15 protein-coding genes, 4 tRNA genes and 1 pseudogene are annotated in these 15,861 nt (G+C 58.5%); 3 read left to right on the forward strand and 17 right to left on the reverse strand.

The window, feature by feature from the left end; genetic code table 11:
* Positions 1-26 precede the first annotated feature (26 nt).
* The 9 genes from BLL42_RS05735 to BLL42_RS05770 form a co-directional block, all read right to left on the reverse strand.
* A complete protein-coding gene (locus BLL42_RS05735; RefSeq protein WP_071551180.1) occupies positions 27-1,013 on the reverse strand; it encodes a type II secretion system F family protein in 987 nt (328 codons plus the stop codon).
* Complete coding sequence (locus tag BLL42_RS05740; protein ID WP_071551181.1) at positions 1,010-2,449, reverse strand: TadA family conjugal transfer-associated ATPase; 1,440 nt, start codon at positions 2,447-2,449, stop codon at positions 1,010-1,012. The genes BLL42_RS05735 and BLL42_RS05740 overlap by 4 nt, the downstream gene beginning before the upstream one ends.
* Before the next feature lie 3 nt (positions 2,450-2,452).
* Positions 2,453-3,670, reverse strand: coding sequence for an AAA family ATPase (locus tag BLL42_RS05745; RefSeq protein WP_071551182.1), 1,218 nt, complete (start codon positions 3,668-3,670; stop codon positions 2,453-2,455).
* A gap of 23 nt (positions 3,671-3,693) precedes the next feature.
* Entirely contained in the window at positions 3,694-3,858 is a 165-nt protein-coding gene (locus BLL42_RS29215; RefSeq protein ID WP_236721971.1) for a hypothetical protein, read from the reverse strand.
* Between the two features lie 67 nt (positions 3,859-3,925).
* Entirely contained in the window at positions 3,926-4,738 is an 813-nt protein-coding gene (gene cpaB / locus BLL42_RS05750) for a Flp pilus assembly protein CpaB (RefSeq protein ID WP_071551183.1), read from the reverse strand.
* Positions 4,739-4,753: 15 nt separating this feature from the next.
* Entirely contained in the window at positions 4,754-6,088 is a 1,335-nt protein-coding gene (locus tag BLL42_RS05755; RefSeq protein ID WP_071551184.1) for a DUF8689 domain-containing protein, read from the reverse strand.
* Positions 6,089-6,090: 2 nt separating this feature from the next.
* A complete protein-coding gene (locus BLL42_RS05760; protein ID WP_071551185.1) occupies positions 6,091-6,621 on the reverse strand; it encodes an A24 family peptidase in 531 nt (176 codons plus the stop codon).
* Positions 6,622-6,651: 30 nt separating this feature from the next.
* Positions 6,652-6,843, reverse strand: coding sequence for a Flp family type IVb pilin (locus BLL42_RS05765; protein WP_071551186.1), 192 nt, complete (start codon positions 6,841-6,843; stop codon positions 6,652-6,654).
* A gap of 156 nt (positions 6,844-6,999) precedes the next feature.
* The gene (locus BLL42_RS05770) at positions 7,000-7,191 is read right to left on the reverse strand and encodes a Flp family type IVb pilin (RefSeq protein ID WP_071551187.1); all 192 of its coding nucleotides are present in this window, start codon (positions 7,189-7,191) and stop codon (positions 7,000-7,002) included.
* Positions 7,192-7,612: 421 nt separating this feature from the next.
* Here BLL42_RS05770 and BLL42_RS05775 point away from each other — a divergent pair, with 421 nt between their 5' ends.
* Positions 7,613-8,476 (forward strand): helix-turn-helix transcriptional regulator, encoded by an 864-nt coding sequence (locus BLL42_RS05775; protein ID WP_071551188.1) that lies wholly within the window; start codon positions 7,613-7,615, stop codon positions 8,474-8,476.
* A 57-nt stretch (positions 8,477-8,533) separates the two neighbouring features.
* Here the strand turns inward: BLL42_RS05775 and BLL42_RS05780 are convergent.
* The 4 genes from BLL42_RS05780 to BLL42_RS05795 form a co-directional block, all read right to left on the reverse strand.
* Positions 8,534-8,609 (reverse strand) — tRNA-Gly (locus BLL42_RS05780).
* A gap of 2 nt (positions 8,610-8,611) precedes the next feature.
* A tRNA-Glu gene (locus BLL42_RS05785) sits at positions 8,612-8,687 on the reverse strand.
* Between the two features lie 104 nt (positions 8,688-8,791).
* Positions 8,792-8,867: transfer RNA gene (locus tag BLL42_RS05790), tRNA-Gly, on the reverse strand.
* A 2-nt stretch (positions 8,868-8,869) separates the two neighbouring features.
* Positions 8,870-8,945: transfer RNA gene (locus tag BLL42_RS05795), tRNA-Glu, on the reverse strand.
* Between the two features lie 370 nt (positions 8,946-9,315).
* Here BLL42_RS05795 and BLL42_RS05800 point away from each other — a divergent pair.
* Positions 9,316-10,074, forward strand: coding sequence for a hypothetical protein (locus BLL42_RS05800; RefSeq protein WP_071551189.1), 759 nt, complete (start codon positions 9,316-9,318; stop codon positions 10,072-10,074).
* A 78-nt stretch (positions 10,075-10,152) separates the two neighbouring features.
* Here the strand turns inward: BLL42_RS05800 and BLL42_RS30980 are convergent, their stop codons facing one another.
* From BLL42_RS30980 to BLL42_RS05815, 4 genes and pseudogenes are all read right to left on the reverse strand, one after another.
* Positions 10,153-11,034, reverse strand: a complete 882-nt coding sequence (locus tag BLL42_RS30980) for a methyl-accepting chemotaxis protein (protein WP_408004019.1) — start codon at positions 11,032-11,034, stop codon at positions 10,153-10,155.
* Positions 11,014-12,162, reverse strand: a pseudogene (locus tag BLL42_RS30985) (HAMP domain-containing protein); the annotation flags it as partial. The pseudogene BLL42_RS30985 and the gene BLL42_RS30980, both read right to left, overlap by 21 nt.
* A 79-nt stretch (positions 12,163-12,241) precedes the next feature.
* The gene (locus BLL42_RS05810; protein WP_408004016.1) at positions 12,242-13,657 is read right to left on the reverse strand and encodes an aminotransferase-like domain-containing protein; all 1,416 of its coding nucleotides are present in this window, start codon (positions 13,655-13,657) and stop codon (positions 12,242-12,244) included.
* 135 nt (positions 13,658-13,792) lie between these two features.
* Entirely contained in the window at positions 13,793-14,554 is a 762-nt protein-coding gene (locus tag BLL42_RS05815) for an SDR family oxidoreductase (protein ID WP_071551191.1), read from the reverse strand.
* A 232-nt stretch (positions 14,555-14,786) separates the two neighbouring features.
* On the opposite strand from BLL42_RS05815, the gene BLL42_RS05820 reads away from it, so the two are divergent.
* A complete protein-coding gene (locus BLL42_RS05820; protein ID WP_071551192.1) occupies positions 14,787-15,791 on the forward strand; it encodes an NADP-dependent oxidoreductase in 1,005 nt (334 codons plus the stop codon).
* The last annotated feature ends 70 nt before the right edge of the window (positions 15,792-15,861 follow it).

Here is a 15,861-nt window from a genome sequence, read left to right on the forward strand (position 1 = left end):
AAGCACTCCTATACAGTGGCCTGGATTCAAACCTGAATCCGAATGATTCTACGTATCCAGAAAATCCCGATCAGCATGGCGACAAAAGCACCTATGACCATCTTCTGGCCCACGGGCTCAAGGATGAGCAAAGGCAAATAGCTCGGGGTGGTGAGCATAATCACCGCAGCCAGCACAAAGGGTATGGACACCAGTATCCAGCCCGACATGCGCCCCTCGGCCGACAGGGTCTTGACCTTGCGCTGAAAACGGAAGCGCCCGCGAATCATGCTGCTTAACCGCTCCAGCACCTCGGTCAGATTGCCGCCGGTCTCGCGGTGGATCAGCACCGAGGTCACCAGCATCATCACGGTCATGCTCGGCATGCGCTCCAGCAGACCCAGCATGGCCCGACGAACATCGTTGCCGTAGTTGATATCGGCGAAGGTCAGGCCGAACTCGACCGCCACCGGCCCCTTGTGCTCCTCGGCCACCAGCTGCAGGGTCTCATTGAATGGGTGCCCTGCACGCAGAGCACGGCATATGGCATCCAGAGCGTCGGGCAGTCCCTCCTCGAATTGGGCGAAGCGCTTGCTGCGATCGCGGGATATCTTCAGTATCGGCAGCCAGAACAGTACAAAGGCAAACGGAGCCGCCATCCACCAGTGTTGCGTGAATACCCAGAGCCCGATTCCTCCCATCGCCGCCAGGGACAAACCGAGCAAAAGCACCCGATAGGCACGATAGTCATGCCCGGCCTGCTCGATCATCTGCGCCAGCGCTTCCATCGCCGGCAACTGCTCCAGGCGCGCCTCCAGGGGTGACAGGCGCCGCAGGTACTTTTGCCGCAACACGGTCTGCATATTGGGCAGATTGCTGGCCTGCTCCAGCACATTAAGGCGGCCGCGGATACGCTTGCGTACCTTGCCGGCTTCGCCGAACACCGGTACCACCACCCCTTGGCTGAGCAAGAACATGGCGGTGAACACCATGCCCAGGAACGCCAGGATAAATTCGCCAGGGATCTGATTCATGACTGCCCCTCCATCCATTCAGGCCGAAACAGGCTGAGCGGCAACTCGATGCCACGCTTGCCCAGTACATCACGGAAAGCCGGCACCATGCCGGTGGGACGGAACTCGCCCAGTACCTCGCCGTGCTCGCCCATGCCGCGCCGGACGAAACCGAAGATCTCGGTCATGGTGATGATTTCACCCTCCATGCCATTGATCTCCTGCACGCTGACCACCCGCCGCTTGCCATCCTCCTGACGTTCCAGCTGAACCACCACATCGATGGCCGAAGCAATCTGCTGGCGCAACGCTTTCATTGGAAAGGTGGAGCCGGTCATCGACACCATGTTCTCGATGCGCCCCAAGGCATCACGAGGCGTGTTGGCGTGGATGGTGGTCAACGAGCCATCGTGGCCGGTGTTCATCGCCGTCAACATATCCAGCGCCTCGGCGCCGCGCACCTCACCGATCACGATGCGGTCGGGGCGCATACGCAAACTGTTGCGCACCAGTTCGCGCTGGTTCACTTCCCCGCGCCCTTCGATATTCGACGGACGGGTTTCCAGGCGCACCACATGAGGCTGTTGCAGTTGCAACTCGGCCGAGTCCTCGATGGTGACGATCCGCTCATTGTGCGGAATGAAGCCGGACAGCACATTGAGCATGGTGGTCTTGCCGCTGCCGGTACCGCCGGAGATCAGCACATTCAGCCGCCCGCGAACGATGGCCTTGAGCATCAGCGCAATGACCGGGGTCAGGGTGCCCATCTGCACCAGACTCTCTGTATTGAGCAGATCCACCGCGAAGCGGCGGATCGACATGCTGGGTCCGTCGATGGCCAGCGGCGGAATGATCGCGTTGACCCGCGAGCCGTCTTTCAGGCGTGCGTCCACCAGTGGCGAGGATTCGTCGATGCGCCGCCCCAGGCTGGAAACGATGCGGTCGATGATATTCAACAGATGCTGGTCATCGCGAAAGCGCACATCGGTTCTCTGTAGCTTGCCAAAGCGCTCGACATACACCGAGGCATGCCCGTTGACCAGGATGTCGGACACACTGTGGTCAGCCAGCAGCGGCTCCAATGGCCCGAGCCCCAGCACCTCGTCGGTGATCTGCTTGATGATCATCTGGCGGCTGCTGGCCGTTACCGGTGCCGAATGCTCATCCAGCAAGCGCAAGCTGATCTCGCGAATCTGCCGTCCGGCCTCGGCCGGTTCCAGGGTGTCGAGCAAGGACAGATCCATCACCTTGAGCAACTGTTGGTAGATCTTCTCTCGCCATTCGATCTCAACCGGATTGAGCTTGGTCCGGGTCTCGTAGAGCACGTCCGGCACACTCGCTTCCCAGGCCATGGGCACACTGGCACCGTCCGCACTGCTAACGGGGACCTCCGACAAGTCTGCCGGAGCATTTTTATCGGACTGCTGACGCAGGCGATTACGAAAGTCGCTGAGCATGATTTACCCCCCGAACAGGCGGCTGAAGGTACGTTTGAGCAAGCCCTGCCCGCTGGCCTCGATCCCGATAAGATTCTGGCTCAGTTCGCGCACGGCGACGGTGATGGGAGCCCGTGGCACATGGAGCTCCAGTGGCACTCCGGTATTCTGGCTTTCACTGACCACCGCATAGTCATTGGGCAGTTTCTGCAGATCCGTGCAACGCAGCGCCTCGGAAATATCCTTGAGGCTGATCGGCGAGTTTTTGTTGTAGCGATTGACCACCACCTGCAGACGGCTGCCCTGCAGGCCCAGATCCTCGCGCAGGATCCGCGCCAGGCGCGTGGCGTCCTTCAGATGGCTGATGCTCTGCTGCACCACGATGTAGACGCGGTCAGCCTGCTCCAACGTGACGCCGGTGAGGTGGTCGATCTGCCGTGGCAAATCCACCACCACCCAGTCATAGGTACTGCGTGCCAGACGCAGCAGGGTCTCGAGCTGCTCAAGACGTACATCCTGCGGCAGGCACAACTCACCGGTGCGCCCGCCGAGCACATGCAGGGTCGGACTGAAATGGCTGCAAAAGCCGCGCAAGGCAACGTTGTCCAACGCCTCGATCTGCTGCAGCACGTCCACGTGGCTGTGGGTCGTCTGCACATCCAGGCAGTGCGCCACACTGCCGAACTGCAGATCCAGATCCAGCAGCAGGGTACTACCGCCACGAATGCTCAGCTGATGAGCCAGGTTACAGGCCAGCATAGTGGCGCCCGAACCGCCTTTGGCATTCATCACGGCAATCAGTTTGCCTGTCGTCCCTTCCCCTGCATGGGCCTCCATCAGCATACGGCCGAGCGCGGCCTGTAACTCCTCTGCCGCCACCGGCTCCGGCAGGAAGTCACGGGCGCCGGCCTGCATCGCCAGACGCATGCCCTCACGCTCATCCAGCGGCCCACACACCAGCAGTGGCGGGCGCTCCTTCGCGGGGCACAGCAACAGGGCCGCCAGTTCCTCGCGCCACAAGTGGCTGACGCGCAGCAACAGGAAGTCGGGCATCTGCTCCAGCCCATACAAGGGGTCCGTATGGCCGTTGCTCACCAGGCGCGTGCTCACCTGCAGGCTGGGCAAGTCCTGGCTCAAGGTTTTCAGATGGTTCAAGGCCTCGGCGTCACGGCTACTGATCAGCAGGCGCATGCCTTGCTTATGGGCAGTGGTCGCGTTGGTGGCTTCCCTGATGTTCAACATGGCGTAATCTCCGATGTCTCGGGTTATCGGCCGAGGCTTTTGCGAGGCATGGTCGACCTGAATACTGGCAAGACCAATGCCCCGCCAAATCCAGGGATAAGCAGGCCGTAACCGAAGTTCGTCACCTGCTGCACATAACGGATAGCGAGAAAGCCGTTGGTGTCGTTGAGATCCTTGGGGTTGGCCATCACCGCACTTGCCAGCAATCCCTGTTTTGTTATGCCGCTTACCTGCCTGGCTTCTGCCCCCTCAACCTTATAGTTGAGCTTTCACCACATTGACCTCGGTACCGCGAATAACGGTGATCCCTGAACTGCCACTACGGTGCTGCATGACTTTGACCACTTTGACAACCTTGACCGGTGCTGGCAGTTGTTTGACTTCGGCAACAGGCTGAGCGACCACCGGCTTTTTCTGGTTATCCAGCGGGTTGCGCAAGGCCAGCTGCAACTTGCCTTCGCTCATCCCCTTGACCAGAACGACCGTCTGCTCCGGGGTCATCTCCAGCGTCACCGCGCGCACCACCACCGGCTGGGTCTTGTCGGTGCTGGCCGTCTGATCCACCGCCAGTACGCGCAGGTTTTCCAGAATGGTTTCAGCCTGGGCGTTGCTGTTACTGCCGGTCTGTTTGGTGGCCAGCACGTCGACCCGATTGCCTGGCAAGAGGAACCCGCCGACACCGACCACATCATCCACGCGCACCGATATGGCGCGCATGTTGGGCTCGATCAGCGAGGCCAGGGTACTGCCCCCCAAGTGTTCGGCCAGGCGCGCGCCGCGCAGGATGTCGCCGCGCAGGATGGAGAAAGTGGCGATCTTGCCCACCACTTTGTCGGGGGCATCGAAGGCATCGTCCGGCACCGTGTCCTTGGGCATGCGCACCACGGCGACCTGCTGGGCCTCGACCATCTGCCCGAAAGAGATTTCCACCGTGGCGACCACCACGGTCTTCAGGTTGTCGTCCGGGCTGGCATTGAGCCGTGCGCTCAGCCAGCTGTTGGCCATCCAGGCGGCACCCAAGCCAAGAACCAGCGACAGGGCAATCAGGGTGAGCGTACGAGAACTCATGTCTGTATCTCCTTCTCAAAGAAAATCGAGCTGGACAAAGTAGTTGTTCCAGGCCCATTTCAGATCCGCTGGCGACAGCGGTCCGGAGCTGCCCAAGTAACGCTGACGGTCGATCGCCATATTCAACAGATCGCGTGGGTGGCAAGGCACCAGCGGCATGCTTTCCGGCTCGTAGAGCTGATGTAAAACATAGAGCAACAACAGCGGGTCATAGGGAATGCCCAGCCGTTCGGTTTCCTGGCGCCAGATGCGTTCGTAGTTATCGGGTTGCAGATAGCCGAACGGGAGCTTGTAGCCAATGCGCCGCAGGAATGCCTCATCGGCCAGTTCCAGCGGATTGAGGTTGGTGGAGAACACCAGGATCACGTCGAACGGCAGCTCGCAGTGCCGGCCGCCTCCGAGGTTGAGGAAGTCACGTTTCTCTTCCATCGGGACGATCCAGCGGTTCAACAGCTCGGCGGGGGGCATGCGCTGGCGCCCCATGTCGTCGATGATGAACAGGCCATTGCTGGCCTTGAGCTGCAAGGCCGCCTGGTACTGCCGGGTGAAGGGGTCATAACGAATGTCCAACTGCTCCATGCTCAACTCACCGCCGGTAATGACGATCGGGCGCTTGCAGCACAGCAGTCGACGGTCGATCCCTTCGTTGAGCATCAGATTGTTCTGTTGACTGTCATCATCCAGCCGCTGATGCACCTGCGGGTCATAGATCTCGATCACCGATTCGTTGATCACAATGGCATGGGGCACCCAGATGGCTTCCGCGAACAGGCGAATCAGCCGACTGCTGACATAGGTCTTGCCGGTCCCCGCGGGGCCATAAACCATGATCGCGCGACCGGAGTTCAGCGCCACACCCAGTTGATCGAGCATCCCCTCCGTGAGCACTACGCCGTTAAGCGCCTTGCGCATATCGTGGGCGCTGATGCGTCCGTGGTGAATAGTCTGCACCTTGAGCAGGGAACGGTAGGCACTCACCGGGTAGGGTGCCGCGCCGATATAGCCGCTACGCGACAGGGCATCGCGGGCGGCACTGCGACCGCGTTCAGTCAGGCCATAACGCAGCGACTGCCCGCCTCCCGTTTGCGCCCCCATCTGCCCAAGCACTTCGATGCGACCATCCTTGCGCAGAAACACCAGCACCTCTTCCATTACGGCTCCGGTCAGCGCCAGGCGCTCTACCAGGCGCGGCATGTCCAACACGCCGGCGTCGTACAAATGCTTGCACACCAACTCGCCGAGAAAACTGTCGGTCAGACCCGTCTCCCTGATAGTGCATGGCTGGGGAGCCAGTCGCTGCACTGTTACTCGCTCATTGTGGTAGGCATCACTCTTGACGATGACGTGCATGGCTAACCTCCCAACCCACTGGCAAAGAGTTGCCAGTGAACGGTGTTTAAAGTGCCGAGCAAAATGGCAATCGAATAAGGGAAAGGCTTCCCGGCCACCTCGTCCGAAGTGGGGGCCAGATAGGCCTGCGCCCTCAGAATCAGCCAATAGCGCCCCAGGGTCTGTAACAATTGACCGCGAACCAGCACTATCAGGAAACCGCACACGCCACCGGCTATCAGGCTGAACAAGGCAGCCCATAACGCGTAATGGAAGGGTAGAAAACTGCCGACCGTGGCCATCAACTTGACGTCACCGGCAGCCATACCACCCAGGACGTACATGGGCAGAAACAGCGCAAAACAGATCAGGATGCCCAGCAAACCGTCTCCCAACCCGCTGACACCCCCTGCATAAGTCTGGCTGGCCAATCCCAGGGCAAGGCCCAACAAAATCAACACGTTGGGAATACGGTGGCGAAGCAGATCGCTCACCACTGCCACGCCCAAAAGTCCTATCAGTAAAACAGTCGATACCATCAGTTCCGTGGACATGGCGCGTCTCCCGACCGGGAATTATCGTTATCAGCAAGCACCACCGTTAACCGCAGCGCACAGCGCCGTGATCTTGGTATTCACTGCACCGCCCAAAAGAACGAAGGCTGCAACAACAGCGAGCGTAATCAACCCACCTGCCACCGCATACTCCACGATGGTCAGGCCATCCTCGTCTTTGGCGAACGTGTGTACCGAAGCTTTTATTAATTGCAGAGTCATTTTGAGTACCCAACTTCTGCGGTCATACCGTTCAGTACATACATTGGTAGAGACGGCACGAAGTCCATTGAGTTGCCCGGTTGCTCTATCAGCGAAACAGTAACAACCGGTTGCTCAATGGATGTCGCCGCGCTCCCCTACCGTGAGTTGCCGTTATCAGCAGGCGGCACCTTTGACCGCAGCGCACAGCGCGGTGATCTTGGTATTCACTGCGCCGCCCAAAAGAACGAACATGGCGGCAACCGCTACCGTAATCAGCCCACCGGCCACTGCGTATTCCACAATGGTCAGGCCGTCTTCGTCTTTGGCGAACTTCAGTACCGAAGTTTTGATTGTCTGCAGAGTCATTTTGAGCACCTCATTTGTTGTTCTTTCGGGGGGAGCAACACTTTATGTGCTGCCTGATGCAACCCTAGTCAGGGCACAGGCAAGGGGGTTAGGAGGATTTTGCGCATCGCTAGGACTTTTTTGCGGACACGGCCAAATATCGGGTAATTGGCTTCTGCAGAAGGGAAAGGAAAGGCCAGAACCAAGGAATGACAGGCAAAGGCCATTGCCGTTGATTCACAAGCGACGAACGGTTGATCCCAAGTACACCGGCAACGCGCCAATAAATAACCACCCGGCACTGACTTACAGGCGGAACATAGAACGTATAGAACTAAATACGGTTTTTCTTATCAGGATTTAGTCTGCAAAGTGATAGCACATTGACAATACTCCTCAGCGGAGAGAGGCACGAAGAACCTCAGAGCCCAGAGCCAAATACATGACGTCGAACGTGATCAGGAAGCCATCACTACTCTGGTTCGATCGGACCCACGATCGGTCCACTCCCGAACTCATCACCCAGTTCGAGCACGCTTGCGACTGCAAACTGGTGAAAGACTCCGCATTTTCCAGCGAGGTGCAGGCCGACATGATCTGTATCCATTTTGATCGCCCCGACACACCTGGCCTGAGGAGGTTGCTGGAGATCAAACGCACCGCACCGACTATTCCGATCACCATGTTCACCGTGCAGCACTCCGAAGAGCTGGCCGTATGGGCCATGCGCTCCTGTGTCTGGGAATACATGGTGCTCCCTCTTACAGCCTCCGAAAAAAATCGCTACCTGACGGCTGTCGTTCAGCTCTACGAGCTGCGCCGCAATGTTCGCGACCAACGCAAAACATTGCTGATCGACCACTCCCCGACCCTGCCGGACAGCATCCGGCTAACCTCAGGACACCAAAAACACCAAGCGCTCAGCAACATACTGCTGTACATCGACCAGCATTTTCGGGAGACCATCGACCAGAGGGAATTGGCGAAGCGTTGCGGTATGACGACATTTCGCTTCAGCCGCTTGTTCAAGGAAGCCAACGGCCTTGGCTTCATGGATTACATTTTGGACAAGCGCATGAACTACGCGAAGGAATTGCTCGACAACAGCCAGATGCCCATCACCAGCATCGGCTATGAGGCCGGCTTCAAGGACCCTTCCTACTTCGCTCGCGCCTTCAAGCAGTTCGCCAACTGTACGCCGAGCGAGTACCGCTTGGCGCACCATCTTAGAGCGTCGGTAGTCGCCGAGTTGGATGACACAACCGCCGAAGTGCTCGATAGCCTCATACATAGCCTCGGAGGCTGAGGCACTTTTAACGCGCACACAAAAACGCCGCTCAATGAGCGGCGTTTTTGTTAAATATGGAGCGGGAAACGAGACTCGAACTCGCGACCCCGACCTTGGCAAGGTCGTGCTCTACCAACTGAGCTATTCCCGCAATGGCGTCCCCTAGGGGACTCGAACCCCTGTTACCGCCGTGAAAGGGCGGTGTCCTAGGCCACTAGACGAAGGGGACACGCTACCCGGAACACATGGTGTGTGTTCCAGTGTCCAGACCCACATCCGAAGACTAGGTTCTGGTTTCACTCAGCCCTGCCCGAAAGCAAAACTGTTTAAAATTGGAGCGGGAAACGAGACTCGAACTCGCGACCCCGACCTTGGCAAGGTCGTGCTCTACCAACTGAGCTATTCCCGCATTGGCGTCCCCTAGGGGACTCGAACCCCTGTTACCGCCGTGAAAGGGCGGTGTCCTAGGCCACTAGACGAAGGGGACACACCTACAACATTCACTCCCTACCGCGTTTCGCTATTCGCTTTCCGCTGTAAGTGGCGCGCATTCTATGGATGGATTGAGGGGTCGTCAACCCCCAACTATAAATTTATTTAAATCAATGACTTCGCTGCCCTTTGAGGGGCAATTCCGGGTTTTCGTCCGACCGGGGTTTGACGCCTATATTCTGTCACTCGCCAAGGCGCTATAGTCCTCTCCAGCAGATGATGGCAATGTGCACCCATCCACACATTACCTATATAGACATCGCAAAGGCCCGATTCAACTCGTCGCGCCACCCTATGCGCTCCCAGGCTTAGCCACTACACTCGCATGCAAACCCTATAAAGAGGTCTTCACGGTGACACCACTCATGATCACCCTGCTAGTAATAGTCGGGATCGCAATATTGATCGCCATTGGCTACATGAACCATGTGGTGGAAAACAATAAACTGGAAAAGGCCCGCACCAAGGTCGAACTCAATGATCGACTGCGCCGCTGTGGCGAAATCACCGAGACCTTTCCTGGCCAGATGATGACTCCAGCGCTCAAGCTGCTGCTGACGCGACTGGAACTCAACGTCTGTCAACGCCTGCTTAATCAGGATAAAACCAATTCGGCGGCCAAGGCCCGCATTGAGGAACTGAGTGCACTGGTCGCACAAGGCGAATCCATTCCGGTCAACAACCCGCCGGCACCGATCCAGACCGAAGCCAAGGCCAAGGACGTACGCTTTCTGCTTGAGGCCTTGCATGGCCAGATCACTCGCGCAGCGCAGGACGGTTTCCTGCCTGCCAACGAAGCCAAGCGCTGGATTCGCGAAGTTCGCCACCTCCTGGTATTGCTGCACATCGAGTTCTTCAACAATCTCGGTCAACATGCGCTGCAACAGGAACAACCCGGGCAAGCCCGACTGGCGTTCGAGCGTGGTGTGCAGTACCTGCGCAAACAGCCAGATCCGCAGGTTTACAGTGAACAGTTGCAGTACCTCGAAAAGCTCCTGGCGCGCGCCAACTCCATGGTGCTGACCAACACTGCACCCGCGGAAGGGGAAGTTAACGAGTTGACCGAAGGCCTCAAGGACGTGGAAGCCGAAGCTGACTGGAAGAAGAAAGTTATCTACGACTGATAGTGGTGGTGTGCAATTGGCACACCACCTGTGGCGAGGGAGCAACTCCCTCGCCACCTATTCTGCGCGATCTCCCGCTTACAACCTGAAATGCCCCACCATCCCCTTCAGCTCAACCCCCAATTGCGCCAGCTCGATACTCGACGTGGCATTGCCTTGCATGGCCACCGAGGATTGATCGGCACTGGCACGGATGCTCGTCACGCTGCGATTGATCTCTTCGGCAACCGAACTCTGTTGCTCAGCTGCTGCAGCGATCTGCTGGTTCATCTGCTGAATCAGCGAGACCGCCGCAGCGATACTGCCCAGCGCACTCTCGGTCTGTAGCGCATCACTGACGGCGAGTTTGACCAACTCGCCGCTGTTCTGGATTTGCTGCACCGACGCCTGCGCAGCTGAACGCAAGGCACTCACCAGACGTTCGATTTCTTCGGTGGATTGCTGAGTACGCTTGGCCAAGGCACGGACTTCATCGGCAACCACGGCAAAGCCCCTGCCCTGCTCACCCGCTCGTGCGGCCTCGATGGCCGCATTGAGCGCCAGAAGATTGGTTTGCTCGGCAACGCTCTTGATCACGCTGAGGACGGTGCCAATGTTCTGAATCTCCGCACTGAGGCTTTCAATGCTCGAACTGGCCGACGTCGCCGAGTCAGCCAGTTGCTCAATGCGCTGCATGCTCTGCCGCACGACCTGCTGACCGGTTTCGACCTTGCTATCCGCCGTCTGCGCCGCCAGTGCCGCTTCCTCGGCATTGCGCGCAACGTCGTGCACGGTCGCGGTCATCTGATTCATCGCGGTGGCGACTTGCTCGGTTTCTTCCTTCTGGCTGCTGACTTCCAGATTGGTCTGCTCGGTCACCGCAGAGAGTGACTGCGCGGAACTCGCAAGCTGCTCGATGCCAGCCTGCAAGCCACTGACGATACTGCTCAGCCCCGCGCCCATTTGTTGCATCGCCTGCATCAACTGGCCGATTTCATCGCGTCGCGTCACCTGTACTGTCGCGCTCAGATCGCCCGCAGCAATGTGCTGGGCGACGAGAATCACACTGCGCAGTGGCGCAACGATCAAGCGGGTAATCACCCACGCAGCAATCAGCCCGACCAGCAGCGCAAGCGCCGACGAAGCAATGATCAGCAGCGAATTCTTCTTCAGCTCTGCCTGCATCGACTGGTCCTCGGCACCATAAGCCTGGTCGACCCGCTGCACCACCTCGGCGGCGCGCTCATGCAACTGCTGATAGACCTTTTTCTCCTGAGTCAGCAGCCCTGTGTACTCGGCAAGTTTTTCGCTGAAACTGGCGATATGCCCGGTCACTTCGTTGAGCACTGTCTGGTAGCCCGCGTCCTTGACCGTGTTCTTCAATGTCTCAGCCTGGGTCAATGCCTGGTCGGCCTGTTCAATCTTGCCTTGCCCGGCGCTTTCGTCGCTGGCCTTGCGGCTTTGATCCAGACGCACCCGCGCCTCATTCATTGCCTGCAACATCAGTCTCGACACCTGACTGACCTGATTGGCCTGCTCGATAAACTCCGCGCCATCCTTGCCTTGCGAATCCTTGAGCGCATAAGCGCCATCGTCGGCAAGGCCAGCCTGCAGCACATCGAGGTTATTGGCCACGCTGGACACCGACCAACTGGCCATTTCCAGCGCCAGTTCCTTGGACTGGGTCAGCTCGACGAACTCATCGAAGGCTTTGCGGTAAGCCCCCAGCGACTGCTCGACATCATTCATCACCGGGACGTTAGCCGCTGACTGCGCCTTGAGTTGCATTGCGAGGGCAACCAACGCGTCAACCCCCTTGTGCAAGGCATCGACGGTTTTCGGATCACTGTGCAAGGCGTATTCCTGCTCCAGCAAACGCACCTTGAGCAAACCACTGTTGAGCGACGACATCTGCTTGAGCCCGTCGAAGCGCTGGCTGATGGTTTGCAAGGACCAGACGCCGATAGCGGCCACCAGGGCCGTCAACATCAGAACCAGAACAAACCCGACACCCAGTTTTTTTGCCATACCCAGGTTGGCAAAACGTCCTTGCACGGCCGAAATCATTGCTCGTAACCCCCTTCCCATACCCAATGGCAACACGGCCATTTCCAGTTATTGCAGGTTCGCAATGGGGTGTACCCAAGCACAAGTCTTTGGCGCCGCAATAATGGCCAAAAGCTACGCTTCAGTCGTTTTCAGAACGGTCGAAGTCGATCCGGTAATGCGCAGGCCTGAAAAAACGCCTGCGCCCGAGGATCACTGGCATAAGCCACATTAATGCGTAACCAGTCGCTGGTCTCGCCACTGGGGCTGAAGGCCGTCCTGGGGACAGCACGATACCGAATGTGTGAGCCAGCGCGCGCACCTGCGCCGCCTCGTGCACGCGTGGTCGGGCCCAAATGTACAACCCACCCGAAGGCTTGCCGAACACCTCCCACTCGGCGTCTTCAAGCACCAGCAACGTCGCCGCCATATCTCGCTTCAAACGCTGACGCTGGCGCTGTACCAGTTTGCGATAGGCGCCATTGACCAACAAACTGCTCAGTACCGACTCGCAGAACCGCGAAGCTCCCAAGCTGGTAATCATCTTCATGTCTGCCAGGCGCGCAATGATTGCGGCACTGGCCACGACATAACCGACCCGCAACGAACTGCTGAGGGTTTTCGAAAAGCTGCCGACATAGATCACGCTCTGACCCGCGTCCATTGCCGCCAGACGGGTACCGGCACTGCCCTGAAAGTCAGCGTAGACGTCATCTTCGACGATGATTAATTCATGACGCTTCGCCAATTGAAGAATCCGCTGCGCAACGTCGGGTGCCAGGCTACTGCCGGTCGGATTGTGGAACAGGCTATTGATGAACAAGGCACGGGGATTGTTTGCGCTCAACAGTGCCTCAAGTACTTCAACGTCCGGGCCACGAGAGGTCCGTGGTACTTCCAGCAATCTGACGCCATGCAACCTGAGCAGCTTGAACAGATTCGAATAACCCGGACTTTCGACTACCACGCAATCGCCCGGCTTGAGCAGCGCCCGTACGATCAGATCAAGCCCGTGAGTGGCCCCCGCGGTCGTAAGTACCTGGCTCTCATCGACGGCAATATTGATCTGTTGCAGGCGTTTGAGGATCTGTTGGCGCAAGACAGGCAGCCCATATGAGGGGCTGTAGTTGAACAATCCGGCCATATCGGTACGCGAAACCTGGCGTATGGCATAACTGAGGTCGTCGCTCTCGCGCCAGCTTTCGGGCATTCCACCACGCCCCAGCAGCAACATGCCCAACAGGTCGTCGGCCAACCCCGCACTGTTTGCGTCAGCCGTCGTGGAGCCCGATTTGTCAGCGCAACGATGTGTCGCGACCAAAGGCCCGGCCACGAAAAAACCCGAGCCGTGACGCGACAACAGCACGCCTTGGGCGACCATGCGCTCATACGCTTCACTGACACTGGACTGGCTGAGCAGGTTATCCCGGGCCAGCTGTCGAATGGACGGCAAACGCGTTCCAGGCTCGACGGCACTTTGGCGAATCCAGCCAGCGAGGGCGTCAACAATTTGCTGCACGACTGGCACCAGCGCCTGTCGATCGATTCTCAATTCCATGAGAGACCAACTCCGACTATTTTCCTGGAGTCAGTTAAGCACAGGCGCTCTCATGAAGATGTGCGACAACGCCGCTAAAACACGCCCTCTAACCCTTTGAAACACAATGCCCGACGATACGTCGCACTCAAACCATCAGAACGCCGTCACCCCGCCATCCACCGCCAACGAGTGACCGGTAGTGAACGCAGCCCCATCGCTGCACAGATAAAGCACCGCACTGGCAATTTCCCCGACCTTGCCGATACGTCCTACCGGGTGCATGGCGGCGGCAAAATCGGCTTTCTTCGGATCGGCTTCATAGGCGCGGCGAAACATGTCGGTGTCGATAACCGCCGGACAGACTGCATTCACACGGATTTTCTTCTTCGCATATTCGATGGCTGCCGATTTGGTCAGGCCGATGACCGCGTGCTTGGACGCCGCGTAGATGCTCATCTTCGGCGCCGCGCCAAGCCCGGCCACCGAAGCGGTATTGACGATCGCGCCGCCACCTTGCGCCAGCATCAAAGGCAGTTGGTACTTCATGCACAACCAGACGCCTTTGACGTTGACGCCCATGATCGCGTCGAACTCATCGAGAGTGCCTTCAGCGAGCTTGCCCTTTTCGATTTCGATCCCGGCATTGTTGAAGGCGTAGTCGACGCGACCGTAAGTGCTCACTGCCTTCGCCATCAGACTCTGTACATCACGCTCCAGGGTCACGTTGCAACGTACGAAAACCGCTTCGCCACCGGCAGCCCGAATCAACTCGACGGTACCTTCGCCGCCGGCCACATCAAGGTCCGCGACCACCACTTTCAACCCTTCGGCGGCAAACGCCTGGGCGGTCGCGCGGCCAATACCGGCGGCTGCCCCCGTCACCAACGCTACCTGGCCGGAAAACGTCATGCTCATCGTTATGTCCTCGAAAAAAGTGGGTGATCGCGTTCTCGCAGTCTATCCACCCTGTCCCGTCACACGGCAGCACTATCAGAGGGCCGGTTGATTGCTTATGAGTTGCAGTGATGAACGTTCCCGCCCAACTATCACTCTATTGGATCGGGCTGTATTCGCTGTGCCAGCAAACCTTGCGACAACAGCCATGAGGGTCTATCAATCAGACTTCATTCAACGTTGAGTGCCCGCCATGACTGCCCAGACCAACCGTCAATTCCTGCTCGCCAAACGCCCGGTGGGCGCTGCGAACCGCGAGACCTTCACCTATCAGCAAGTCCCTGTTGGCGAGCCGGCGGCGGGCCAGATTCTGGTCAAGAACGAGTACCTGTCGCTGGACCCGGCCATGCGTGGCTGGATGAACGAAGGCAAGTCCTACATCCCGCCCGTGGGCATCGGCGAAGTCATGCGCGCACTCGGCGTGGGCAAGGTGATTGCCTCGAACAACCCGGGCTTTGCCGTGGGTGACTATGTAAACGGTGCGCTGGGTGTGCAGGATTATTTCCTCGGCGAGCCACGAGGCTTCTACAAGGTCGATCCAAAACTGGCGCCATTGCCGCGTTATTTGTCAGCACTGGGCATGACTGGCATGACCGCTTACTTCGCGCTGCTCGACGTCGGTGCGCCGAAGGCCGGGGATACCGTGGTGCTGTCGGGTGCAGCAGGCGCAGTGGGCAGCATTGCCGGGCAGATTGCCAGGATCAAAGGCTGCCGCGTGGTGGGTATCGCCGGCGGTGTGGACAAGTGCAGGTTCCTGATCGATGAACTGGGTTTCGACGGTGCCATTGACTACAAGAGCGAAGACGTCGTTGCCGGCCTCAAACGCGAATGCCCGAAAGGGGTCGATGTGTATTTCGATAACGTCGGCGGGGATATTCTCGACGCGGTGCTCAGCCGTCTGAACATGAAGGCTCGCGTGGTGATCTGCGGCGCCATCAGCCAGTACAACAACAAGGAAGCGGTCAAAGGCCCGGCCAATTATCTATCGCTGCTGGTCAACCGTGCACGAATGGAAGGCTTTGTGGTGATGGATTACGCCGCGCAGTTCGCCGCTGCCGGGCAGGAAATGGCCGGGTGGATGGCCAAGGGGCAGCTCAAGAGCAAGGAAGACATCGTCGAAGGACTGGAGACATTCCCGGAAACGCTGATGAAGCTGTTCAGCGGCGAGAATTTTGGGAAGCTGGTGTTGAAGGTTTAACCCCGATGTAAGGTGCCGACGGGTAGATCAAAAGATCGTCCGAACGCGGCCCGAACCTTCGGCAGCTCCT

This window comes from Pseudomonas frederiksbergensis (genome assembly GCF_001874645.1).
In the GTDB taxonomy this organism is placed as follows: Bacteria; Pseudomonadota; Gammaproteobacteria; order Pseudomonadales; family Pseudomonadaceae; genus Aquipseudomonas; species Aquipseudomonas frederiksbergensis_B.